Genomic DNA, 24,488 nt, shown 5'->3' with positions numbered 1-24,488 from the left:
GACGCTCGACCTTGATGACGTCGGCGCCGAACCACGCCAGAAGCTGCGTGCAGGTCGGACCCGACTGAACATGGGTGAAGTCCAGAACCCGCACGCCTTCGAGTGCCTTGCCCATGCCGTCTCTCCCTGTTGAGCCGCAGGCATACGGAGCCTGGCGGCGTGACCAAACCGTTCGTCATTGAAGCGAGCAGGAGTGGAAGGCGCGGGTGGTTGATCCCCGCGGGCCTCTGCACGGCTACCGAAGCCAGCCCTTTATTTCCAATATTCGCTGATCACCTTTTTCCGTTCTCGCATATTGCTTGCCGCACTGTGTTGCGTACTCCTGGGCAAAACCCTGCCTGACCAATTCGCAGAGTGCCGGCCTCACAGCGGCCGGCTTCAAGCTTGCCGCCTTGGTGATGGCCAGCAGCGAGACCGGAGGTGTCGGGGCCTCGGGACCCGGCATGGCACGCAGCGTGTTGAGCATGGTCCAATTGACGGATGTCGGAGAGATCACACACGCCTCCCTTGGTGCGTTGGGGATCGCTGCCTTTCGCGGTCCGTGCTGCAATCCGCTCTGGCATGCCAGATCCAATGAGATCAGGCTAAAACCTCAAGCTCGCTTGAGGTCAAGAAGAATTTTGGGGCGATGAATCGGCCCGATTGGGCCTGAGGCGCACCCCGTCTTCCGAAGCCCCCGTTTCGGCGTTGGCGTGCATTTGGGCTCGAACCGAACTCAAGCAGTCTCGCGGACATAGTGCTTCAGGCTCCGTGCCCAAGGCGCTGGTCATAGGAACAGGGAACTCTTCTTTGAAATGGGAGGGAAAGCCGTTGTCCGCTGTCGTGGCAATGGCACTGAGGGAGAACCTGCATGGATTCATCCGCATCGATGCCGCACATCGGATAGTGGGCATCCGGGACCGCGGTAACGGCGTCGTCAGGCGATCACGCGGAACAGGTCTTCGATGGAGGCCGACGGCACCGGAATGGTGTTGATGGGAATGGCGGCGACCTGCCCTTAGCCGATTGTGGTGACGCTCATAACAGGCGGCTCGCGGCAAGGCGATGGCCAACATCGCAGCTCAAGAGGTAGCGATCATGGGGTCATTCATCTGAAAACCCGAACCACGCTGAATCGCTCGCCACCGTCCTGGTTATCTTGCGCAAAATTTGTTCAATATTGCTTCTATGAGGCTCGGTACGATGGTCGATTTTCCTCCAAGCATAGCGCTCGATGGGTGCCGGACCGCTTACTTATGCCTCCGCCAGGCTCAGTATGCATGCACCGACGAAGCTGCCCAAAAAGAAGGCATTCTGTGTTTTTCCTCCATGGCGAAAAATTACGCCGAGATGGTGCTGCGCCGTGGAAATACAATCCAGCGCTGGAAAGCAAAACAACTGCTCAAAAAAGTTCTGCGAGCTTGCGGGAGTGGAGGTTGATTTCATTCGGGAGGCATTCCTCGGGATACAGTGTAGAAAAGCAGTCGAAATGGCTCTGTCCAGGACTGATGGATCTGACTCAAGGCATATGCCGATGCCTATCCTTCGGGAGGCAGCGTTTTTATCTGATTACATACCGCCGTATTATTGTATAATGCTCCAGGGAAGGCAAAGGTGGCCCTTGGAGACAGGAATTGCTGAAGTCCTTACGGAAGCGAGCGCCTCGTAAAAACGCCAACCGCCTGCTGCCTTTCCTCCTGCTCATCGCTGCTCCGTTGCTGACGTTCGAGCTTTTTCCGATCATGCAGCTTCATACGGCCCGTGAGGCCGAGCTTCGACAGGATGCCAGCCACTTTCTCGACTTCGTGGATGCGGAACAACGACGAATCATACAGGACATTCATCACATCCTGTTCGCTCTCACCGAAGCGGGGGTGGGGCGCATGGACGCTACGGCCTGCCAAGAGGTCATGTCTCGGATCAGGGCCAACTATCCAAGCTACATGGCAATGCAAATCTCCGATGCAAACGGTGCCGTGTGGTGTTCAACAGATCCCATGTCGACGGAGCAGACGATTGCAAACCGGCTCCTCCAAGACGCGGCGAGCACCGCCGACATCGTCACAGGCCAGTACATGCGGTCGCCGATCACAGGGCAACCCGCCATTCCGTTCGCTCGTGCCCATCGCCGGGAGGATGGACGCTTTCATGGAGTGATTGCGACACTTCTGGACACCGCCTGGCTGCGGGAGTCGCTCACGCAGGACTCCCTGCCGGACAACACCTGTGTCCTTGTCGCCGACCGTGACGGAACGGTTCTGGCAACCATCCCCGAGGCGCCGGAACTGGCCGGCCGCGTGTTGCCGGAACCGTTCGGTCCTTTGTTGCGCGAGACGACCAAAGGTGTGGTCGAATTGACGGGGATGGACGGTCGGCCACGGGTGTTCGCCTACTCGCCAGCAGTGTCGGGTGCCCAGGGCCTGTATCTGCACGTCGGGCTCGACAAAGCGACGGCGATGCGTCCCATCCACACCGCAACCTTCTGGACCGTGGCCGTCTTTCTCGGACTGCTCCTGGCCACGGGCCTTGGCGCCCTGTGGGGTGTGCGCCGCTTCCTGAGAGTGCGCGAAGAGGCCCAACACTCCGCCCGCAAAGTCAGCGTGTTGCTGGCCAACACCGTGGACGGCGTCATCGAGTTCGATCGGGAATGGCGGTTCCTTGAACTCAACGACATGGCCAGGACCCTGATCGCTCAAGGCCGCGACCTGCTCGGCGTGCGGCTGTGGGACGCCTTTCCCGAACTCGCCGAAGGCCAGTTGGCGGATGAGTTGCATAGGGCCATGACGGAACGGGTTCCGGTGGACGTCGAATTCCGCGGTCCGCAGACCGGCCGCTGGTTCTGGCTCCGAGCGTTTCCCACCCCGAGGGGCCTGACCGTCCATCTGTTGGATGTTTCCCGGCGGACGGTGGCCGAAGACGAGCTTCGGGCAAGCAACGAGCGCCTGAGCTTGGCCCTGCAGTCCGCTCAGGCCGGCAGTTTCGATTGGGATTTGCGCACCGGGCGCGGGCATTGGTCGGAGGGCAGTTATCGCCTGTTCGGCTTGGACCCGGAGAGCGATGCTCCCTGCTTGGAGTCCTGGCTCCGTACAGTGAGACCGGACGATGTCGAAACCATCACGGCCGCGGCTCAGGCGCAGCTCTTCGGCGAGCGGAAGCCTTATCTCGCACTGGAATACCGCATCATGCTCCCGGATGGGGCGGTCCGATGGGTGTTATCCACCGGGCGTGTCCACTACGACACGGACGGCACGCCGTTGCGCATGAGCGGCCTGAACGTTGACATCACCGAGCGCAAGTCCGTGGAGGCGGCCTTGCAGCGGAGCGAACGGAATCTCGCCATTGCCTTGAACGCCGCAAACGCCGGTCTGTGGGATCTCGATCTCCGCACTGGCGTCGTAACCTGGTCGGACGGCATGTACCGTCTGTTGGGCGTCGATCCGACGACCTTCCAACCCAGTGAAGCCGCGTTCTACGACTTGGTTGTTGCGGACGATCACCCGGTGTTGCGGCAGGCCGTGCAGGACGTGCTCGAAGGCAGGCGGCCGGATTACCAGGCGGAGTTTCGCATCGCGCATCCGGAAAAGGGGGTCTGCTGGTTGCTGGGAGTGGGGCGGGCGGAACATGATGGCAGCGGTCGCCCGGTTCGCCTGAGCGGCATGAACATGGACGTCACCGAGCGTCGGGCGATGGAGCAGGCTCTGCGGGATGCCAAGACCCAGGCCGATGAAGCCAACCAGTCCAAGTCCAGATTCCTGGCCGCCGCCAGCCATGATTTGCGGCAACCGCTCCAGTCGGCTTTGCTGTTCGCCGGCGTTTTGCAGTCTCATGTCCGCGAGGACCGGAGCCGCAGGTCGCTGATGGCGCTGGAGCGTGCCTTGGACACGTTGAAGGCTCTGCTCGACAGCCTGCTCGATGTTTCCCGCCTGGATGTCGGAACGATTGCGCCTCAAGTCCGTGACGTCCCCCTTGCGTCGCTGCTGGATGAGATACGCGTCGCTTACTCGCTGATCGCGGCGAGCAAGGGTCTGGAACTCCATGTCACCGACCCCGGACCAGCTCTGGCGGTGCGAAGCGATCCGGTGCTGCTCGGTCGCATAGTGCGCAATCTGGTCGAGAATGCTTTGCGCTACACTTCTGAAGGCTATGTGCGGGTCGTCTGCGACATCGTTCCCGACCGCGTGAGCATCCAGGTCCACGACAGTGGAATCGGCATATCCGCCGAGCAGTTGGGCCGCGTGTTCGAAGAGTTCCATCAGGTCAACAACCCGGAGCGCGACCGGAGTCAAGGATTGGGTCTGGGGTTGGCCATCGTGCAGCGGCTCTCCCAGCTGCTTGATCACCCGGTGACCGTGCGCTCCGAACCGGGGCGTGGATCGACCTTTGCGGTCGACGTCCCCCTTGCGGGCGCCGCGGGGACCAGTCCACCCCGGCCGAAGCCGGTTGTGACGGCCGACGGGCAAAGGCGCTTGGCTGTTCTGATCGATGACGACGCGATCGTGCTCACCGGGTTGCGGACATTGTTCATGGAGTGGGGCTACGAGGTCGTCATCGCCGGATCCGCGGCGCAGGCACTCGACGGTCTGCAAGGCATGGCGCGTGCGCCGGACCTCGTCGTCGCGGATTATCGGCTGCGAGGAGGCGACGTTGGAACGGACGCCGTCGCCACAATCCGCAAACAGGCTGGCCATCCGATACCCGGCATCATTCTGACCGGCGATATGGGGCCGGACAGCGAACGCGCCGCCACGGATCTCGGCGTGACATTCCTCCGCAAACCCGTCGCCTCCAATCAACTCCTTGCCGCCGTGCAGGAGCTTCTCGGCAGTTGACCCGGCCTCATCGCTGAGTTGGTTCGATCCGCATCGGGTTCAGCAAAGGCCGTCCTGGTCGCAACACGCCGCTGTGGAAACGCCTTCGGTTTGAGCACGGCAAGGGCATGCCCATCGATCGTGCCGCCAAGCGCCTTCTGGTAACAACGGAACCCAGCCTTCAACTTCTGGTCCGGTTTCATAACCCTCTGCACATATTTGTTGAGGGATTTGACGCAAATCAACGCCAACGAATGCCCTCGAAGGTGACGGTCGTTCCATGAAGTTCCCCGTCTTCCGGCAACCCTTCACCCGCATGCAGTGAAAAGATAGCGCGATATACCCATTGCTGGCTTGGCGAATAGTTTCCTTATAGCTTACACCATCCAGGAGATGTTCTTTGAACCAGGTGCGGCAAGTGGGAGCAGGCAGTCTCGCCTGCGGGTTCGGCGAAGATCCTTGGATGGAGCAGAGTGGAGGCCTTGAGGAACGGCTCCAGTCGTTGCATGAGGAGATCCGCGAATGGCCCGGACTGGAGCATCTGCACCGGATCGCCGTGGCGACCTACGATGCCAGGGGTGAGCGGGTCCGGACGTTCGTCCACAGCAACGTCGGCCCACGGCCTCTCGATCCACTCTCCGGCAGGTTGTGCGATTATCCTCTTCTGCAGGCGGTCGCCGAGACGGGCCGTCCGTGGATTGACAATGCGATGACGTCCGCCCCCGGTTCCAGCGGCCCGGGAGGCCGGTTGCTCAAGCAGGGTTTCCGTTCACGCTACGTGAGCCGTATTCACTGGCAGGGCGATCTGTATGGCTTCCTTTTCTTGAACTCAAGGAAGGTGGGATTCTTCACCGACCCCATCGTGTCGGCACTGCTGCCGTATCGGCGGGTCATCGGCGTGCTCGTCGCGTCGGAGATGACCAGCACGCGCGCCATGCTGGCGGCCGTGCACACGGCCCTCGAGGTCAGCCACTACCGTGACGAGGAGACCGGTGCTCATCTCAACCGCATGAGCCGCTACGCCCAGCTTGTCGCGGCGGGAATCGCATCGAAGCACGGGCTTTCGGACGAGTTCATCGAATATGTTCTCCAGTACGCCCCCCTGCACGATGTCGGTAAGGTGGCGGTGCCGGACAGCATCCTGCTCAAGCCCGGCAAGCTGTCGCCGGACGAGTTCGAGGTCATGAAAACGCATGTGACCAAGGGCTTGGACATCATCAACGCGATGATTCACGACCACGGCCTTGGCGCCCTGCCGCACGCCGCCATTTTGCGCAATGTGGTGGCCTGTCACCATGAGGCCTTTGACGGCTCCGGCTATCCGAACGGCCTTTCCGGCGTGGCCATTCCGCTGGAAGCCCGCATTGTCGCGGTCGCCGACGTGTTCGACGCGCTGACGTCGGAGCGTCCCTACAAGGGAGCGTGGACGAACGAGGCCGCGGCGGCTTTCCTCCAGGAGCAGGCGGGCCGGAAGTTCGATCCGGACTGCGTCGCGGCGCTGCTCACGGACATGAGCGCCATCGCGGCCATCCAGCAGCAGTTCCGCGATACCCGCTCGAGCGTGCTCGTGGCCGGACGCTGACACCGGCCACGGTGCTCCCTCGGGCGAGGGCTCTCGATCACCCGCCCATGGGCGATGCGACAGAACCAGCCAATGGCAGGGCGACGCTGATCGTTGTTCCCGCCCCTGGGCGGGACTCCACCATGATCGGATAGCCGAGGTGATTCGTCAGCGTCTTCACGATGAACAGGCCCAGGCCCAGGCCAACGACGTCATCTCCGGCTTCGATGCGGTAGAATTCTTCGAAAATGTCGGCCAGGGAACTCTCCGGGATGCCTCGGCCGGTATCGGAGACGTCGACCCACGCCCTGCCATCGGCGGTGCGGCACACGATCCGGATTTCACCGCGGTCGGTGTATTTGATGGCGTTGTCGACGAGGTTGTGGAGGATGCGCGACGCAAGCAGCCGGTCCGTGCGCACCGTCAGCCCGCCGCCGCTTCCTTCCAGGCGCCAGTCGAGCCCCTTGGCTTCGGCGGCCAGCTGGAACGTCGCCGTGGCGTGCGTCATCAGATCGTCCAACGGGACGTCTTCCATCCGGACGGCGATCGTGCCGTCGTCCATCCGCACCAGATCCTGTACGCCGTCCATCAGTCGCTTCACCACGCCCAGGCAGTGCTTCATCGTCGACACGTAGATTTCACCGCGGGCTGTGACCCGGGATGACAGGGCGTGGGTGGCGAGGGTCAGGGCATGGACCGGTTGGCGCAGGTCATGGCTCAACGTCGCAAGGAGCCGGGTGCGCGCCGCGTTGGCCCGCGCCAGTTCCTTGGCCTGGGTCCGTGCGGCTTCGGCCGCCTCCTGCAACGATTCAAGCAGGCGGACGTTGGACAGCGCCAGGGCCGCCGATCGGGCGATCGCCAGCAGGAGGGTGACTGTGCCCGTGTCAGGCGTGTGCCGCGTCGCCCAGTAGGCGCCGATGGCGGCGATGGGATCGGGCGCGCCGACCGGCACCATGACGAGGCTTCGCACGAAGGTGGGGCGATAGGCTTCGTGTGGAATGCGCGGATCGGCGTAGATGTCCGGAATGACCGCGGGTTGCCCGGTCAGCATGGCCCAGCCCGAGATGCAGGTGCCCATGGGAAACCGCTGTCCTTTCCACAGCGGGCTGATCGCGTCCTCCTCGACGTAATGGCACAGGTCGCCGTCGCGCAGCACGATGGTGACGCCGTCGGCGCCGGTCAGGCGGCGCGCGGCCGTCCGGAGGATGGAAACCACGGCCGGCAGATCACGGGCAAAGAACAGGCGTTCGTTGAGATCGACGATCGCCGTCAGATGGTCGGCATCGCGCAGGGCGGGCGGTTGCAGGGCATCGGTGTCGGCAGCGGGCATCAGCCACGGTTCCCAGGCGGTTCGCCACGCCAACAGTCCTTGGCGTGAAGAAGCGGACGAGCGCTTCGTAGACCGAAATATAGCGCATGGAAGCCGCTTCCGCAGCAGGAACTGCAGCGCCGTCGGCGGCCGATGCCTGTGCGATCGCAACCTTTGGAGGTCGGCCCGGTTCCGGGGAAATTGCTGGAACCGGTTGAATTGGCGGAGGGTTGAATCGCCATTGCAGCACGGAGCCAATTGCTGGCGGAGGCTCTCGTTCTGCTTCGACAGGGCCAACCGGCGCACGATGCGCGGCAGGCTGTCCGGATGCAGCGTCTTGGCGAAGCGTTCGGCGATCACCGCGCTCAGGATCGGCGCACAGGATCGGCGCACAGGATCGGCAAGGTCCATTCCACGCAGCCGTGCCGTCTCGGATCGGGGCCGGCGAGGATGATGGCCCTGAGCGTCGCCTGCTCGCCTCCGCTCAGCCATTCCGCTCGCCGCGATAACTGCGCTTCCGACATCGTTGGTGAAAGAGGTCGGGGACTCCCCGCTCTCCGCCATTGCGAAAACGCCGCGACAGAGCCGACAGCGCTGAAGGGGACGGCATCGTTCCCCTGGTGAACATCACGATGCACCGTCCATGCGGCTGCTTTCCTGTGGCACCGTGGAATGGTGATTTGTCCGTTGTGCGTCCCTGATCGTTTAGGGAGCATGGCGCCGCCGCACGGCCACCAGATCGTGGCGATCCGCTTCGTCGAGGCCACCCCCACTTCAACTGCGACCTGATGGAACAGGATTTCGACTGAGCCGGAATGGGGTAAGTCAAAGAATTTTCAGCCGCTGCACAACATTGCATTCACCTGGGCGAGGAATTGGTCAATGGCAACGGGCTTGCTGAGAAGTCGTGTATGTGGTGCCAGCAGTTCCTTGTCCATGACGGCATTGCAGGCGTAGCCAGTAAAAAATATGACTTTCAGGTCCGGCCGCAATGACCGGGCTGTTTCCGCAACCCGTTGTCCGGTGATGCCCGGCAAGCCGACATCCGTGACCAGAAGGTCGATCCCCACCGGGGAGTTGAGGATGGTCAAGGCTTCGTTTCCATCCTCGGCCTCCAAGACCGTCGCCCCCTGCTCCCGGAGCGCTTCCACAAGCAGCATGCGGACAATCGGTTCGTCCTCCACCACCAGCACGGTTCCCGGCACCGGCTGCTGCGGCTGATCGGGGACCTCCACAGGGAGGGAACCGAGCTGTTCCGCTTCGTGAGAGCGAGGCAGGTACAGCTTCACGGAGGTTCCATGCCCCACGTCGCTGTCGATTCGGACATACCCACCCGACTGACGGGCAAAGCCATAGATCTGACTCAACCCCAGACCTGTTCCTTGACCAAGCGGCTTCGTCGTGAAGAACGGTTCGAAGGCACGGTCGAGAACGTCCGGCGGCATACCGGTGCCGGTGTCGGCCACCTCAAGCAGTGTGTAGTCTCCGGGCTGCACTCCGGCCTCCGAAGCCGCCGCGGCCGCATCCAGATGGATGTTGACGCCCTGAATGGTGAGTTGTCCGCCATGGGGCATTGCATCGCGGGCGTTGATGGCCAGGTTCAGCAGCGCAGCCTCGACCTGATTGGCGTCCGCCCAGATTGGCCACAGCCCAGGAGCCAGCCGTGTCTCGACCCGGATCGCTTCGCCGACCGAACGTTCGATCAGGTCCCGCAGTCCATCCACCAGCGTCTTCAGGTCGGTGCGCTCGGGTTGAAGCGGTTGTCGGCGGGAAAAGGCGAGCAGCCTCTGTGTCAGAGTCTTCGCCCGATCAACCGAGGTTCTGGCGGCGGTCACATACGCCTCGATGTCGCCGCGCCCCGTCACGAGCCGCCGTTGGATGGTCTCCAGACTGCCGCCGATGGCCTGAAGCAAATTGTTGAAGTCGTGCGCGATGCCGCCGGTCAGTTGGCCCACGGCTTCCATCTTCTGCGCCTGGAAGAGCGCTGCGCGGGTTTCTTCCAACGCTTCCTGCGCCAGCTTGCGTTCGGTGATGTCGCGGGTGACTTTGGCAAAACCGACAAGGCGCCCGTTGTCATCCCGGATCGCGTCGATGACGACGCTGGCCCAGAAGCGCGTGCCATCCTTACGGAGCCGCCAGCCTTCGGTTTCGAATTTTCCGGTTTGCTCAGCGGTGTGCAACCCCTTGATCGGGACGCCGGCGGCCCGATCCTCGGCGGTGTAGAAGCGGGAGAAATGCTCTCCGATGATCTCCTCGGCCGTGTAGCCCTTCATGCGCTGGGCACCGGAATTCCAGTTCGTGACATGCCCGGTCGTATCGAGCATGAAGATCGCGTAGTCGATCACCCCCTGGACCAGCAGGCGAAAGCGTGCCTCGCTCTGTTGCAGAGCCTCCTGCGCCTGCTTGCGCTCGGTGACGTCGCGCGTGATCTTGGCAAACCCGATCAGCTTCCCGGCGTCGTCACGGATGGGGTCGATGATGACGTGCGCCCAGAAGCGCGTGCCGTCCTTGCGAACCCGCCAACCTTCCGCCTCGAATTTTCCTTCGATCGAGGCGATGGAGAGCGCCCGCTGCGGCACTCCGGCACGCTGATCGTCATCGGTGTAGAAGCGTGAGAAATGCTGGCCGATGATTTCCGCGGCCGTGTATCCCTTGAACCGCTGGACACCCGGATTCCAGCTGGTCACGATTCCGTGTGGGTCGAGCATGTAGATGGCGTAATCGTGGACGCTGTTGACGAGCAGTTCGAATCGCCGCTCGCCCGACAGTGGCTCCCCGCCAACGCCGGTCGGCAACTCACTCTCCACTAAGATTCTCCGCAGGACGTCGAACGATGACGGCCATATTATCGCTGTTGCCGACGTCACTCAACGCCAGCCTCCTTTGGGAAACTCAGGGTTGCGCGCAACTCGCACCAAGCCGCAAGGGCGCACACCGCTTGGGCATCGACCGACTTGCGCCGACCGACTTGCACCGACCGACTTGCAACGCAGGGCAACGTGTTGCAGCGAGGAGAAAAATGGGACGCGGCACGGTTCGATGAGACACCCCGCTGCGGTGGATTGCGCCGCAACCGGAGGCTTTCGAGATGGACAAGGAACAACGACGTAAGCCCGATGGGGTGCCGGTGCGCGCGCCTGGGTGGGCAGATGTCCGTGGCCAAGCTGCCCTCGGCCGCTTGAACAGGCCCAGCCGGGGGGCTCATTGCCGGGCCGCGGTGCAGGTGCCGGCAATACTATTGCACAAATTGCCTGTGCGACGATGCGTTTGATATATTGCTCCGATTTGGCTGACCAGATCAGAGCGATTGCGCTCCAGGGAGGATACGCTGATGGAGAACGCCAAAGCGGCGCACATCAACGAATTGGTCCGCGTCTCGGAAGGGATCGCGTCGAAGCGCGACGCCATCATCACCGCATCCTGGCGCCGGTGCGTGGCCGATCACAAGCTGGATCCGACCGTCCGGCGCGAGGCCTACATCCTGCCGCACGAGCGTCTGTGCCTGCACCGCGACGCGATGGACGAGTTCCTGCGCATGGCCCGCTTCGGGCTGGAGGCGCTGTATCATCAGGTGGCCGGCATGGGCTACGCCCTGCTGCTGACCGACAGCAACGGCGTCACCGTCGACTTCATCGGCGACCGGGCGTCGGACGACGACCTGCGCCGGACCGGCCTCTATCTCGGCGCGGACTGGAACGAGGGCCGGGCCGGCACCTGCGCGGTCGGCACCTGCATCGCCACGGGCGAGGCGTTGACCGTCCACCAGACGGACCATTTCGACGCGACCCACATCCCCCTCACCTGCACGGCGGCTCCGGTGTTCCACAGCGGCGGCGGGCTTGCGGCGGTGCTGGACATCTCCGCGCTCCGTTCGCCGGAGCCCAAGATCAGCCAGTATCTGGCCCTCCAGCTGGTCAAGGCTTACGCGCACAAGATCGAAAACGCCAACCTCTACAACAATTTCCGCCGGGAGTGGGTGGTCAAGCTCTCCGCCTCCCAGGAGTTCGCGGAAGTCGATCCGGACTTCGTGATCGCGCTGGACGGCGCCGGGCGGATCATCGGTTTCAATCACCGCGCGTGGCAACTGCTGGCCGGGGAGGGGGAGGGCCGGGAGGATCTCATCGGACGATCCTTCCCCGACCTGTTCGACTGCCAGGTGGACGACCTGGTGCGGTTCGTCCGTTCTCTGCCCACCGACCAGCGCACCCTCCATCTGCGGCGCAGTGGGACACCCCTGTTCGCGCAAGCGATGCCGCCGCCGGCCATCGCCGTCCCGCGTCCACGCAAAGGGGACGAGGGAAGCCTGCCCAAACCGCTCCAGGCGATGTGCGGCGGTGACCCGGCGCTGAAAGCGGTGCTGACGCGCGCGGCGAAGCTGGTGAACACGCGGATGAGCCTGCTGATCCACGGCGAGACCGGCACCGGCAAGGAACACCTCGCCAAGGCCCTGCACCGGTCGAGCGTGCGCGCGGCCAAGCCCTTCGTCGCCGTGAACTGCGCCGCGCTGCCGGAGGCGCTGATCGAGAGCGAGTTGTTCGGTTATGAGCCCGGCTCCTTCACCGGAGCCACGTCGCGGGGCAAGAAAGGGCTGATCCTGGAGGCGGACGGCGGCACGCTGTTCCTGGACGAGATCGGCGACATGCCGCTGTCCTCGCAGACACGCCTGCTGCGCGTCCTGGCGGAGCGGGAGGTCACCCCCATCGGCCGCACCAAGGCGGTGTCGGTGGACGTGCGCGTCATTGCCGCGACCCACCGCGATCTGGTCGAACTGATCACGGCCGGGACGTTCCGCGACGACCTGTATTTCCGTCTCAACGGCGCGGTGTTCACCGTGCCGCCGCTGCGCCAGCGCGGCGACCTCGACTGGCTGATCGACCGGCTGCTGGCCGAGCGGACGGAGCGGGACGGCATCGGCTACACCATCGCCGCCCCGGCGCTGGCAGCCCTGCGCGCCCATGGCTGGCCCGGCAACGTGCGCGAGCTGGTGAACGCACTCGACTACGCCTGCGCCGTCTGCACCGACGGGCTGATCGAACTGATGGACATCCCCGACCCCGTGCAGCGCAGCGGCGTGTTCGAGGCGTGGCCGGCCAGCGCTCCGACTCCCGCCCCGGACAGCGCCGACCCCGCCATCCGCCTGCGCGAGGTGCTGCGCCGCCTGCACTGGAACGTGTCGGCAGCGGCGCGGGACATGGGCGTGGACCGCTCGACCATCCACCGCCAGATGCGCCGTTTCGGCATCGTCCCGCCGCACCGGCTGGATTGAGGCATGCAACACCTGTTGCAACGCCCCTGCAACAGGTCATGCAACAGGTGAGGTGACCGGAACACCGCCACTCGTCGCGTAAACTGTTGCAGAACAACGATAGTCAGCCGTACGCACATTTGGCACGGCTCTTGCCATACACCCCTTCAAAACATCGAAGCGAAGGGGAGGGGGCGTGGCACCGGTCATCGGCATCATTGCCAATCCAGTATCCGCACGCGACATCCGCCGGGTCGTCGCGAACGCGGCGAACCTCCAGATCACGGATCGCGCCAACATCGTCCTGCGCGTTCTGGCCGCGCTGCGTGCCTGCGGGGTCGCCGACGTCCTGATGATGCCGGAGCATGGCGGCATCGGGCGTCATGTGGCGCGCGGGCTGTCACGGGCGGCGGCGCACGGCGAGGCGCCCTATCCCGCCATTCACCCGCTGCCCATGCCGGTCACCGGCACCGTCGCCGACACCCATCGGGCGGCGGACGAGATGCGCCGGGCGGGAGTCGCGGCCATCGTCGTGCTGGGCGGCGACGGCACGCACCGCGCCGTGGTGGCGCACTGCGGGGCGGTGCCCGTGGCCGGCATCTCCACCGGCACCAACAACGCCTTTCCCGAACACCGCGAGCCGACCATCACCGGGCTGGCGACCGGCTTGGCCGTGACCGGGCAGGTGCCCGCGGACATCGCCTTCGCGGCGAACAAGCGCATCGACGTGTCGCTCAACGGCCGGGTGGAGGAGATCGCGCTGGTCGACGTCGCCCTGGTGACCGAGCGTTATGTCGGGGCCCGCGCCCTGTGGAAGCCGGACAGCTTCCGCGAGCTGTTCGTCACCTTCGCCGACCCGGAGGTCATCGGCATGTCGGCCATCGCCGGCCTGCTGGAGCCCGTGACGCGGGAGGAGAGCGGCGGGCTGATGGTGCGTCTCGGCACACCGGCGTCCAACACGGCGGCGTCCGGCATGACGGTGCTGCGCGCGCCCATCGCGCCGGGGCTGATGGCCTCGGTCGGCGTCGCTGATTGGCGCCGCATGCCGGCCGGCGTGCCCTTCGTGCCGGAGGCGAAGGCCGGCTCCATCGCGCTCGACGGCGAGCGGGAAATCGCCTTCTCGGCGCAAGACCGCGTGTCCCTGACGCTCCGGGACGACGCCTTCCGCACCGTGAACGTGGGCGGCTGCATGCAGCACGCCGCCCAATACAGGCTACTGACCGGCGCTCCGGCGCCGGTCACGGCCGAACTCTGAAAAGACCGCCTTTGAAAAACCTGCCTTTGAAAAACCTGACAGGGGAGAAACGTCCGTGACCAACAATCCTTATCCACTCGACAAAGCGGACCTGCTGCAAGCCTACCGGACCATGCGGACCATCCGCGAGTTCGAGGAGCGCCTGCACATCGACTTCGCCAAGGGCGACATTCCGGGCTTCGTGCACCTTTACGCCGGTGAGGAGGCTTGCGCCACCGGCATCATGATGCACCTGAACGACAACGACCGCATCGCCTCGACCCATCGCGGCCACGGTCATTGCATCGCCAAGGGCGTCGATGTCCACGAGATGATGGCGGAGATCTACGGCCGGTCCACCGGCGCCTGCCGAGGCAAGGGCGGGTCGATGCACATCGCCGACCTGTCGAAGGGCATGATGGGCGCCAACGGCATCCTGGGCGCCGGCGCGCCGTTGATCTGCGGGGCGGCGCTGGCCGCCAAGTTCCGGGGCGACGGCGGGGTCGGCATCACCTTCGTCGGCGACGGCGCGTCGAACCAGGGCACCTTCCTGGAGAGCATGAACCTCGCGGCGGTGTGGAACCTGCCGGTCGTCTTCGTGGTGGAGAACAACGGCTATGCCGAATCCACCGCCATGGAGTGGGCGGTCTCCTGCGACAGCTACATCGACCGCGCCACCGGCTTCGGCCTGCCCGGCGTGACGGTGGACGGCACCGATTTCTTCGCGGTGCACGAGGCGGCCGGCGAAATCATCCGGCGCGCCCGCGAAGGCGGCGGCCCGGCGCTGCTGGAATGCAACATGGTCCGCTTCTACGGCCATTTCGAAGGCGACGCCCAGACCTACCGCGCCAAGGGCGAGGTGGAGAGCCTGCGCGCCAACCGCGACTGCATCAAGCTGCTTGCCCAGCGCCTGACGGAGACCGGCACCGTCGCCCCCGCCGAGCTGGAATCCATCGACCGCGAGGTGAACGCGCTGATCGAGGACGCCGTGCGCTGCGCCAAGGCGGCCCCGTTGCCCGTCGCCGCCGACCTGCTGAAAGACGTCTACGTCGCCTACTGAGCGGCCCACGCCAAAAAACGGCCTTCACCGGAGGAAACACCATGTCCCGCAAAATCAGCATGAAGACGGCGATCAACGAGGCGTTGGACCTCGAAATGCGCCGCGACCCGACCGTCATCCTCATGGGCGAGGACATCGTCGGCGGCACCGGCGCGCCCGGCGAGGACGACGCCTGGGGCGGCGTGCTGGGCGTCACCAAGGGCCTGTTCGCCAAGCACGGCGACCGCCTGCTGGACACGCCCCTGTCGGAATCCGCCTACATCGGCGCGGCCATCGGCGCCGCCGCCTGCGGCATGCGCCCGGTCGCGGAGCTGATGTTCATGGACTTCATGGGCGTCTGCTTCGACCAGATCTTCAATCAGGCGGCCAAGTTCCGCTACATGTTCGGGGGCAAGGCGGAGACGCCGGTGGTGATCCGTGGCATGGTCGGCGCGGGCTTCCGCGCGGCGGCCCAGCATTCGCAGATGCTCACCCCGCTGTTCACCCACATTCCCGGGCTGAAGGTCGTCTGCCCGTCGAACGCCTACGACGCCAAGGGCCTGCTGATCCAGTCGATCCGCGACAACGACCCGGTCATCTTCTGCGAGCACAAGAACCTCTACGGTCATGAGACCGAGGTGCCGGCGGAATCCTACGCCATCCCCTTCGGCGAGGCGAACGTGCTCCGCGACGGCGATCACGTCACCATCGTCAGCTACGGCCTGACCGTCCACCGCGCCATGGAGGCCGCGGACGCGCTCGCCAAGGACAAGGTGGAGGCGGAGGTGATCGACCTGCGCACCCTGTCGCCCATCGACTGGGACACCATCATCGACAGCGTGGAGCGCACCGGCCGGCTGGTCGTGGTGGACGAGGCGCACCCGCGCTGCAACCTCGCCACCGACATTTCGGCCTTCGTGGCGCAGAACGCCTTCGGCGCGCTGAAGGCCGGCATCCAGATGGTGACGCCGCCGCACACGCCGGTGCCCTTCTCGCCCTCGCTGGAGGACCTTTACATCCCCAGCGCCGAGGCCGTCGCCGCCGCCGTCCGCCGCACGATGGCCCCCTCTCCCCGCAGCACCCTCGCCGCCTGATCCCGGAGCCGCTTTTTCATGACCACTCTCAACGAGCGCATCAAGCCCATCGTCATGCCCAAGTGGGGCCTGTCCATGTCGGAGGGCAAGGTCACCGGCTGGCTGAAGCAGCCGGGGGCCACCGTCAACCTGGGCGACGACCTGCTGGAGGTCGAGACCGACAAGATCACCAACGTGGTCGAGGCCGGCGAGACCGGCGTCCTGCGCCGGGTGCTGGGCGAGCCCGGCACCGTCTACCCGGTGAAGGCGCTGATCGCCGTGCTGGCCGAACCCGACGTGCCGGACAGCGACATCGACGCCTTCATCGCCGGCTACGCGGTCCCCGCCGCCGACGGCGAGGAGGACGGGGCGGATGCCGGCCCGCGCTACGAGTTCGCCGAGACGGCGGTGGGCACCATCCGCTACGCCAAGCGCGGCGACGGCCCGACGACCGTGCTGCTGGTCCATGGCTTCGGCGGCGACCTCGACAACTGGCTGTTCACCATCGACGCCCTGGCGGAGGGCGCCACGGTCTACGCGCTGGATCTGCCGGGGCACGGCCAGTCCGCCAAGACGCTGCCCGACCCGACGCTGACCGGCCTGTCGAGGGCGGTGCGGGACTTCATGGACGCGGTGGGCATCGGGGCCGCGCATCTGGTCGGCCATTCGATGGGCGGTGCCGTGTCCATGCACATGGCGCTCGACGCGCCGGAGCGGGTGGCGTCGCTGTCGCTGATCTGCTCGGCCGGTTTGGGGCGCGAGATCAACCAGGACTACATCGCGGGCTTCATCGGCGCGACCTCGCGCCGCGACCTGAAGCCGGTGCTGGAGACCCTGTTCGCCGACACCGGGCTCGTCAGCCGCCAGATGACCGACGACCTGCTGAAGTACAAGCGGCTGGACGGCGTGGACGGTGCGCTTCGGGCCATCGCGTCCTCGATGTTCGTGAACGGGGAGCAGACGGCCCTTCTCGGCGAGGCGGTCGGGGCCGCGAAGGTGCCGACGCTGGTCGTGTGGGGCGCCGAGGATCGCGTCATCCCCGCCGCCCACGCCACGGCGCTGGGCTCCGCCGCGCGGGTCGAGGTGGTCCCGGACGCCGGCCACATGGTGCAGATGGAGGCGGCCGGCAAGGTGAACGCCCTCCTCAAGGACCACGTCACGAAAAACGCCTGATCGTTCCACCCGTGCGGCCGGCCTGCGGTTTTCCCCCGGGCCGGCCCTTGGAGACCCACCATGCCCACCCTCAAGGACAAGAGCATCATCGTCACCGGCGCCGGCCGCGGGATCGGCGCCACCATCGCCCGCGCGCTCGCCGCCGACGGCGCGCGGCTGATCATCGCCGATCGCACGGAGGAGGATGCGCGGACGGTGGCGGAGTCCATCCGCGCGACGGGTGGCGACGCCGTCGCGGTCACGGTGGACGTCCGCGACCGCGCCGCGGTCCGCCACATGATCGACACGGCTGTCAGTTCTTTCGGGCGCCTCGACGTCCTCTTCAACAACGCGGGCGTCGCCCAGACCAAGCCCTTCCTCGACATCACGGAGGAGGACTGGCGTTTCGTCACCGACGTCAACGCGTTGGGCGTGCTGATCGGCATGCAGGAGGCGATCAAGACCTTCCGTGCGCAAGGCGAGGGCGGAAAGATCATCAACACCGCCTCCATCGCCGGCAAGCAGGGGTACGAACCGCTCGCCCACTACTCGGCCAGCAAGTTCGCGGTGGTCGCCCTGACCCAGGCGGCGGCGCGCGCCTTCGGCAAGGAGAAGATCACCGCCAACGCGATCTGCCCCGGCGTCGTCGCGACGGAGATGTGGAAGATCATCGACAAGGGCTTCCGCGACACCGGCCTGACGACGGCCGAGGACGAGGCGTTCAACCATTTCGCGGCCGGCGCCGTGCTGGGCCGTCCGTCGACGGCGGAGGATCTGGTGGGGGTGGCGCGCTTCCTCGCCTCGTCCGATTCCGACTTCATGACCGGCCAATCCTTGCTGGTCGACGGCGGGATGGTCTTCGCCTGACCGCGACCCGGCGGTTTCGAGCCGACGCTCACCGTTCAACGGCAAAATTGGCAACGACAGAATTGGAGGAAACGAACATGATCGTCGCGCGCGGGTTCGAGGAACTGGTCCACAACAAGGACCGGAACGTGAAGATCATCGTGCAACCGGCGGCCCCGGCCGTCGCGGCGGAGTGACGGCCATGCCCGCGTCACCCGCTGCGCTGGTTCATCAGGCCGAAAAGCCGGCATGGCTTCGAGCCCGCGCACCGTCCAGCGGTGCCCATGAGGACACCCGCGCCCTCGTCCGCCGGCATGCCCTGCACACGGTCTGCGAGGAGGCCGCCTGTCCCAACATCGGCGAATGCTGGAGCAGGCGGCACGCAACGGTGATGATCCTGGGCAGCGTGTGCACGCGGGCCTGCGCCTTCTGCAACGTGGCGACCGGACGGCCCGACGCGCTCGACCCGCAGGAACCGGACCGGCTGGCCGAGGCGGTTCTGGACCTCGGCTTGCGCCATGTGGTCATCACCTCGGTGGACCGCGACGACCTGCCGGACGGCGGCGCCCGGCAGTTCGTGCGTTGCATCGAACGGGTCCGCGCCGTCTCGCCCGCGACGACGATCGAGATCCTGACCCCCGACTTCCGCAACAAGACGGGAGCCATCGAGACCGTCGCCGATGCCCGGCCGGACGTCTTCAACCACAACCTGGAAACCGTGCCGCGCCTGTACGCGATGGTGCGGCCGGGGGCGCGCTACTATCACTCGTTGCGTCTTCTCGACCGGGTGAAGAACCGGCGCCCGGAGATCTTCACCAAGTCCGGCATCATGCTGGGCCTTGGCGAGGAGCGCACCGAGGTGCTTCAGGTCATGGACGACCTGCGGGTGGCGGGCGTCGATTTCCTGACCATCGGCCAGTATCTGCGGCCCACGCCGGGCCACCACCCGGTGGCGCGCTACGCCCCGCCGGGGGAGTTCGCCGAATACGAACGCGTGGCGCGGGCCAAGGGCTTCCGGATGGTTTCGGCAAGCCCGCTGACCCGCTCTTCGTACCACGCCGAACAGGACTTCGCGGCGCTGGTGCGAAGCGCAGGGCAGCCGTTCCCGACAGGACGGTGATGACGGCCGGATCGCTGCGCAGGTCGAACGCCCGACGCAGAATGACCAAACCAGCGTGCGGCCCAGGAACGGTTCGATCCACCCGCTATCGGGAGAGGAGCCTTCGGGTCATGTACGGAACGGCGCCCAAACGCCGTCACGATCTGTAAGGAGGCTGACGAAGGGCAAGGCTGTCGGTGCGGCCATGGACCGGTCATGGAGCGGCTTTGGTGCGCGCTCAATGCACTTCTTTTATGATCGGTGCCGGAATGAGATCGGAGTTCTTGAATGGGTGCGCCATGATGTTGTGGCAGCCGTGCGCTCTCATGTCGTCGAACATGAGCGCAAGCGCCGGATCCGAAATCGCCCTGATCGCCGCCTCCGGGGAGGAGAGCCTGATCAGCACCATCGTGTTGGGGGACATGCGCAGCGCGTTCCATTGCGCCGAGAACTCGACAAAACCGTCCAGTCTTGTCAGTTCGGCGATCCAATTCCGCGAGCGCTCCCGGTATCCGCTCCCATCGAGGTCGGCGGGCCGGTCAAAAAGAATGATCAACAAAGCCATGTCCGCCTCCCTCACGTCTGCGCCCCTCTCCATTGAAGTGGGGCATTTTTCAGGTGAGGTGAGCGCACGCCTCCTTATTGCCGTCCGGTGTTCGCGAGCGCGTCCTCCAAGAACAATCGAGCAGAAGAAAATCAGGCCGGAAGCGTGACCGTTGCGGCGACACCACCATCGTGGCCAACGTCCATTGCGCCGTCGAGGTGCCGGGGCGGTCGCCGATTCGCCCGGGTCACGCTGCTGGCGATGATTCGGCCGATCGGTGCGAGGTCTCAAGACCCTGAAAACGGCCTGCGCGACGATCCAGGGCTTTGGGGTGATGCAGGCGCTCCGCAAAAGCCAGGCGTCCAGCTTCAACCTCGGGCCCGGCGTGCTCGCCGAGGCCGTGCGGTTCATCAGCCAGCAGCGCGAACTCCAGGCCGCGTAAGATCGGCGGCGATGCCAGTCACCATCATCTCGCGCTTATAGGAAGGGTTCGCGACAGAGCTGCCGCGATTGCAAAGAACAGCTTATCAGTCCGATCAGGATGAGACGCCTTATTCTTCCGACCATCGCGAACCACTCTCAATGACCTGCAATCCCAAGGCGCCCGTCCTGCCCGCGGCGGACGGCCAACATGGTGCAATCACTGAGGGAGTTCCGATGCCGGACCCGCAAGACAGGCAACCTTTCGACCTCACCCGCCGGCAGGTTCTGGAGGCCGGAACCATCGTCTCGTTGACCGGCACGATGCTGCCGGCCGCCGGGTTCGCCCAGCAAGCCGGTCCGCAACCCCCACCGGAGAACGGCATGACGGTCCCCATGTCCTTTCACCTGTCCTTCCGCGTCAACGGCCGCCCGGCGGCGTTGGACGTCGATGCCCGGGCGTCCCTGCTGGACCTGCTGCGCGAGCGGCTGGGCCTCGTCGGCGCGAAGAAGGGCTGCGATCACGGGCAATGCGGCGCCTGCACGGTCCATCTGGACGGCCGCCGGGTCGCCTCCTGCCTGACGATGGCCGCCAAAGCCGATGGCCGTGACGTGACCACCATCGAAGGCATCGCCGGGGCGAACGGTCTTCATCCCATGCAGCAGGCCTTCATCGATCACGACGCCCTGCAATGCGGATACTGCACGCCCGGCCAGATCATGGCCGCGATCGCCTGTGTCAAGGAGGGGCACGCGTCGACGCCGGAGCAGATCAAGGAATACATGAGCGGAAACATCTGCCGCTGCGGCGCCTATGTCGGCATCGTCGCGGCGATCGAACAGGCCGCTCCCCAGATCGAGAGGAGCTGAGCCATGAAGCCCTTGTCCTACGTTCAGGTCCGAACGGCCCGTGAGGCGATCGAGGCCTTCGTCGCGGCCGGCGAAAGCGCCCGCTACATCGCCGGCGGCACAAATCTCTACGATCTGATGAAGCTCGGCATAGAGAAGCCGGCGCATCTGATCGACATTGCCGACCTCGACGGCGCCAACCGCATCGACACCGGCGGCGACCGGCTGTTCTTCGGTGGTGCTGCGCTGATGGCGGACGTCGCCGAGCACCCGGTCGTGCGTGACGATTATCCGGTGCTGGCGGAGAGCCTGTCGAAGGCGGCCTCCCAGCAGCTGCGCAACATGGCGACCGTCGGCGGCAATCTGCTGCAGCGGACTCGCTGCCCCTATTTCCGGAACGGCGCGAACGGCACCTACCCGTGCAACAAGCGGGAACCGGGCTCCGGCTGCGCCGCCATCGGCGGGATGGATCGGTCCCAGGCCGTGCTGGGGGCCAGCGCGGCGTGCAACGCCGTGTCGCCCGGGGACTGGCCCGTCGCGCTGATGGCGATGGACGCCGCGGTCGAGCTGCAGGGCCTCGACGGAACGCGGGTGATCCCGATCTCCGAACTCTACCGGCCGCCCAGCCGGACGCCTCACCTCGAATTCACCATCGGTCGCGAGGAGATCGTCACCGGCATTTCGGTGCCGAAGACCGCCGCCGGTCGGAATTCCACCTATCTGAAGGTGCGCGACCGCGAATCCTACGCCTTCGCGCTGGTGTCCGCCGCGGTGGCGCTGGAGATGGACGGCGATCGCGTGCGGCAGGCGCATGTGGCGCTCGGCGGGGTGGCCACCGTGCCCTGGCGCGCGCGTCCGGCCGAGGCTCTCCTGCGCGGTGAAACTCTCGACCGCGAGCGGGCGCTGGAGGCCGCCAGGGCGGCGTTCGCCGAGGCTCGGGCCGGCCGCCACAACGCCTTCAAGATCGAACTCGGCGCGCGGACCCTTGCCGACGCCATCATCAACGCCGGGAGCAAGAGCCGATGACGCCGAACCGCAACGCGGACCGTCCCAGGATCGACGCCCATGAGAAGGTGCTCGGCCGCGCCCTGTACGCCGCCGACCAGCCCTTTCCCGGGCTGCTTCACGCGATGACCGTGCCCGCGACGATCGCCAAGGGACGGGTCCTGTCCATCGACACGGCGGCGGCCCTGCAGGTTCCGGGCGTCGTGCGCGTCTTCACCCATGATGATTTTTCGCAGATCCGGACGACGCCCGCAGCCCGCGGCGCCTACGGGCGGCCGGGAAAGGGCTACCAGCCCATGACCGCCCCGCAGGTCCGCCACCGGGGCGAACCGGTCGCCCTGGTGGTCGCCGAGACGCTGGAGGCGGCGGTCGAAGGCGCCGAGGCCGTGACGGTGCGCTACGCCGAGGACCCCTTCAGCGCGCGGATGGACGACGCCCTCGCGAGCCCCGAGCCGGACGCCGCCGGCCAGCTCGCGTCCGGCGATGCCGAGGCCGCCTTCACCAACGCCGCCCACATCGTCGATGTGGAGTATCGGCATCCCCAGCAGCATCACAATCCCATCGAGCTGATCTCGACCACCGCCGCGTTCGAGGACGGCACGCTGCGGATTTACGAGGGAACGCAATCCGCCGCGGCCTTTGCCGGCGGCTTGGCCGGCATGATGGGGATGGAGCCGCAGGCGCTGCGCGGCGTGAGCCCCTACACGGGCGGAGGGTTCGGCCAGAAGAACGGCGTCCAGGAGCAGAGCGTGCTGGTGGCGAGCGCCGCCCTGCTCCTGCGCCGCCCGGTCAAGCTCGTCATGCCGCGGGGCCAGCTGTTCCACACGGCGTCCTACCGCCCGCAAAGCCGGCATCGTGTCCGGCTCGCCGCGGATGGTGACGGCCGCCTGCTCGCCGGCATCTATGAAACGGTGCAGCAAAACAGCCGGTATGACGGCTTCGGCAGCGATCACGGCGCCAATCCGCCGCGCATGTACGGTTATGGCGCGTGGCGGGGAAGCGAGCGCATCGTCCGGGTCGACACCCAGACCCCCGGCCACCAGCGCGCCCCGTACGAGCATCCGGCCAGCCACGCCACCGAATGCGCGCTCGACGAACTCGCCGGGGCCCTCGGCATGGACCCCGTCGCGCTGCGCCTCGCCAACGACACCCAGCGTGACCCGATCACCGGCAAACCCTTCTCGTCCCGCCATCTTGCGGATTGCCTGAGGCGTGGGGCCGCGCTGTTCGGCTGGGAGCGATGGACGAACCGGCCGGGCGCCCTGGTTGCCGAAAACGGCGACCGCATTGGCCTCGGCGTCGCCTGCGGCAGCTACAAGGCCGCGATGACGCCCTCCGTCACCACGCTGCGGCTCTCGGCCGGCGGCCAATGCCGGATCGCCACGTCCGGCCACGAAATGGGGCAGGGGATTCGCAGCGTCATCGCCGCCGAGCTGATCGACGTCCTCGGCGTGGACCCCGGCAAGCTCGATATACGGATCGGCGACACCGGCCACGCCCCCCAGCATCTCACCGCGGGCTCCTGGGGCGCGGGAAGCGCGGCCCCGGCGGCGCGGGCCGCCGCCTTGAAGCTGCGCGAGGAACTGAGCCGTTTGACCGGAGCGGCGCTGTCGGACGAGCCCGTCCCTGTCCAGCTTGCCCGGACCCGGCGTCCTTATCTGGAGGTGACGGTCGATACCGTGCCGCTCGGCAAGGACCGGCAGGCGATCGAGCAGCTGCGCCGGGGCATGCCGGTGACGACCGGCCCCGAATACCCCGACTTCCTGGCCTTCAGCTGGATCGCGCATTTAGCCGAAGTCCATGTCGAGCCGTCGACGGGACGCGTGCGGGTCCGGCGGGTCGTCAGCGTCGCCGATTGCGGACGGGTGATGAACCGCCGCACGGCGGAAAGCCAGGTCCGGGGCGGCGTGGTCTGGGGCATCGGCGCCGCCCTGCGCGAGGCCGGCGAAAGCGATCCCAGGTTCGGCGGCGTTCTCAACAACGACCTTGCCGACTATGTCGTGCCGGTCAACGCCGACGTCGGCGCCATCGACGTCGACTTCATCGACGAGCCGGACACCCGCCTCAACCTGTCGGGCGTCAAAGGGCTCGGCGAGGTGGCCATGGTCGGTGCGGCGGCGGCCATCGTCAACGCCGTCCACAACGCGACCGGCAAACGAATCCGGCATCTGCCGATCCGGATCGAGGACCTGCTCTAGGGTCCGCTCCGGTCCATGGCCGGCGATCCACCCGGTGGACCGCCGGCCAGCGGATCAACCATGCCCCGAGATATCATCCCGTGCAAAATTGCTGGGGTCGCGGACATATTTGATCCCAACTGGAGGC

The 24,488-nt window shown here is 66.0% G+C and carries 19 protein-coding genes; 13 read left to right on the top strand and 6 right to left on the bottom strand.

All coding sequences use genetic code 11. The features are described from left to right. The 3 genes from ACFPMG_RS29075 to ACFPMG_RS29065 form a co-directional block, all read right to left on the bottom strand. Window positions 1–115, bottom strand: a 115-nt coding sequence (locus tag ACFPMG_RS29075; protein ID WP_143271937.1) for a CoA transferase, incomplete at its 3' end; no start/stop codon positions are given. 120 nt (window positions 116–235) lie between these two features. Continuing rightward, window positions 236–466, bottom strand: coding sequence for a hypothetical protein (locus tag ACFPMG_RS29070; protein ID WP_376998717.1), 231 nt, complete (start codon window positions 464–466; stop codon window positions 236–238). Window positions 467–1,233: 767 nt separating this feature from the next. After that, window positions 1,234–1,425 carry a hypothetical protein gene (locus ACFPMG_RS29065; RefSeq protein ID WP_376998715.1) on the bottom strand — a complete coding sequence of 64 codons (192 nt, stop codon included), beginning with the start codon at window positions 1,423–1,425 and terminating at the stop codon, window positions 1,234–1,236. A 188-nt stretch (window positions 1,426–1,613) separates the two neighbouring features. On the opposite strand from ACFPMG_RS29065, the gene ACFPMG_RS29060 reads away from it, so the two are divergent. Then, the gene (locus tag ACFPMG_RS29060; protein WP_376998713.1) at window positions 1,614–4,808 is read left to right on the top strand and encodes a PAS domain-containing protein; all 3,195 of its coding nucleotides are present in this window, start codon (window positions 1,614–1,616) and stop codon (window positions 4,806–4,808) included. Window positions 4,809–5,196: 388 nt separating this feature from the next. After that, a complete protein-coding gene (locus tag ACFPMG_RS29055) occupies window positions 5,197–6,369 on the top strand; it encodes an HD-GYP domain-containing protein (RefSeq protein ID WP_376998725.1) in 1,173 nt (390 codons plus the stop codon). 37 nt (window positions 6,370–6,406) lie between these two features. On the opposite strand, the gene ACFPMG_RS29050 is transcribed toward ACFPMG_RS29055, so the two are convergent. Both ACFPMG_RS29050 and ACFPMG_RS29045 read right to left on the bottom strand, forming a co-directional pair. Next, on the bottom strand, window positions 6,407–8,068 hold the full coding sequence (locus ACFPMG_RS29050; RefSeq protein WP_376998711.1) for a sensor histidine kinase: 1,662 nt from the start codon (window positions 8,066–8,068) through the stop codon (window positions 6,407–6,409). Between the two features lie 425 nt (window positions 8,069–8,493). Next, entirely contained in the window at window positions 8,494–10,452 is a 1,959-nt protein-coding gene (locus ACFPMG_RS29045) for a hybrid sensor histidine kinase/response regulator (RefSeq protein WP_376998709.1), read from the bottom strand. A gap of 536 nt (window positions 10,453–10,988) precedes the next feature. Between ACFPMG_RS29045 and ACFPMG_RS29040 the strand changes: the two genes are divergently transcribed. The 7 genes from ACFPMG_RS29040 (at window position 10,989) to lipA (ending at window position 19,366) form a co-directional block, all read left to right on the top strand. Continuing rightward, complete coding sequence (locus ACFPMG_RS29040) at window positions 10,989–12,923, top strand: sigma-54-dependent Fis family transcriptional regulator (protein ID WP_376998707.1); 1,935 nt, start codon at window positions 10,989–10,991, stop codon at window positions 12,921–12,923. Window positions 12,924–13,098: 175 nt separating this feature from the next. Next, complete coding sequence (locus ACFPMG_RS29035) at window positions 13,099–14,157, top strand: ATP-NAD kinase family protein (RefSeq protein WP_376998705.1); 1,059 nt, start codon at window positions 13,099–13,101, stop codon at window positions 14,155–14,157. Window positions 14,158–14,212: 55 nt separating this feature from the next. Continuing rightward, complete coding sequence (locus ACFPMG_RS29030; protein WP_376998703.1) at window positions 14,213–15,196, top strand: thiamine pyrophosphate-dependent dehydrogenase E1 component subunit alpha; 984 nt, start codon at window positions 14,213–14,215, stop codon at window positions 15,194–15,196. 41 nt (window positions 15,197–15,237) lie between these two features. Next, a complete protein-coding gene (locus tag ACFPMG_RS29025) occupies window positions 15,238–16,269 on the top strand; it encodes an alpha-ketoacid dehydrogenase subunit beta (RefSeq protein WP_038529182.1) in 1,032 nt (343 codons plus the stop codon). Window positions 16,270–16,287: 18 nt separating this feature from the next. Then, a complete protein-coding gene (locus tag ACFPMG_RS29020) occupies window positions 16,288–17,421 on the top strand; it encodes an acetoin dehydrogenase dihydrolipoyllysine-residue acetyltransferase subunit (protein WP_376998700.1) in 1,134 nt (377 codons plus the stop codon). Window positions 17,422–17,481: 60 nt separating this feature from the next. Beyond that, entirely contained in the window at window positions 17,482–18,267 is a 786-nt protein-coding gene (locus ACFPMG_RS29015; RefSeq protein ID WP_376998698.1) for an SDR family NAD(P)-dependent oxidoreductase, read from the top strand. 181 nt (window positions 18,268–18,448) lie between these two features. Further along, a complete protein-coding gene (gene lipA / locus ACFPMG_RS29010; RefSeq protein WP_376998696.1) occupies window positions 18,449–19,366 on the top strand; it encodes a lipoyl synthase in 918 nt (305 codons plus the stop codon). A 217-nt stretch (window positions 19,367–19,583) separates the two neighbouring features. Here lipA and ACFPMG_RS29005 read toward each other — a convergent pair whose 3' ends face one another. Then, entirely contained in the window at window positions 19,584–19,910 is a 327-nt protein-coding gene (locus ACFPMG_RS29005) for a hypothetical protein (RefSeq protein ID WP_376998694.1), read from the bottom strand. Window positions 19,911–20,166: 256 nt separating this feature from the next. Between ACFPMG_RS29005 and ACFPMG_RS29000 the strand changes: the two genes are divergently transcribed. From ACFPMG_RS29000 to ACFPMG_RS28985, 4 genes are all read left to right on the top strand, one after another. Continuing rightward, window positions 20,167–20,331, top strand: coding sequence for a hypothetical protein (locus ACFPMG_RS29000; RefSeq protein ID WP_376998692.1), 165 nt, complete (start codon window positions 20,167–20,169; stop codon window positions 20,329–20,331). 215 nt (window positions 20,332–20,546) lie between these two features. After that, window positions 20,547–21,179, top strand: a complete 633-nt coding sequence (locus tag ACFPMG_RS28995; protein WP_417281722.1) for a (2Fe-2S)-binding protein — start codon at window positions 20,547–20,549, stop codon at window positions 21,177–21,179. A gap of 3 nt (window positions 21,180–21,182) precedes the next feature. Then, complete coding sequence (locus ACFPMG_RS28990; protein ID WP_376998690.1) at window positions 21,183–22,184, top strand: FAD binding domain-containing protein; 1,002 nt, start codon at window positions 21,183–21,185, stop codon at window positions 22,182–22,184. Beyond that, entirely contained in the window at window positions 22,181–24,361 is a 2,181-nt protein-coding gene (locus ACFPMG_RS28985) for a xanthine dehydrogenase family protein molybdopterin-binding subunit (protein ID WP_376998688.1), read from the top strand. Before ACFPMG_RS28990 ends, ACFPMG_RS28985 begins: the two co-directional genes overlap by 4 nt. Window positions 24,362–24,488: the final 127 nt, after the last annotated feature.

The sequence above is a fragment of the Azospirillum himalayense genome (assembly GCF_042657465.1).
GTDB lineage: Bacteria > Pseudomonadota > Alphaproteobacteria > Azospirillales > Azospirillaceae > Azospirillum > Azospirillum himalayense.
The sequence above is the reverse complement of the archived record's forward strand: the minus strand, read 5'-3'. Positions and strand labels throughout refer to the sequence as shown.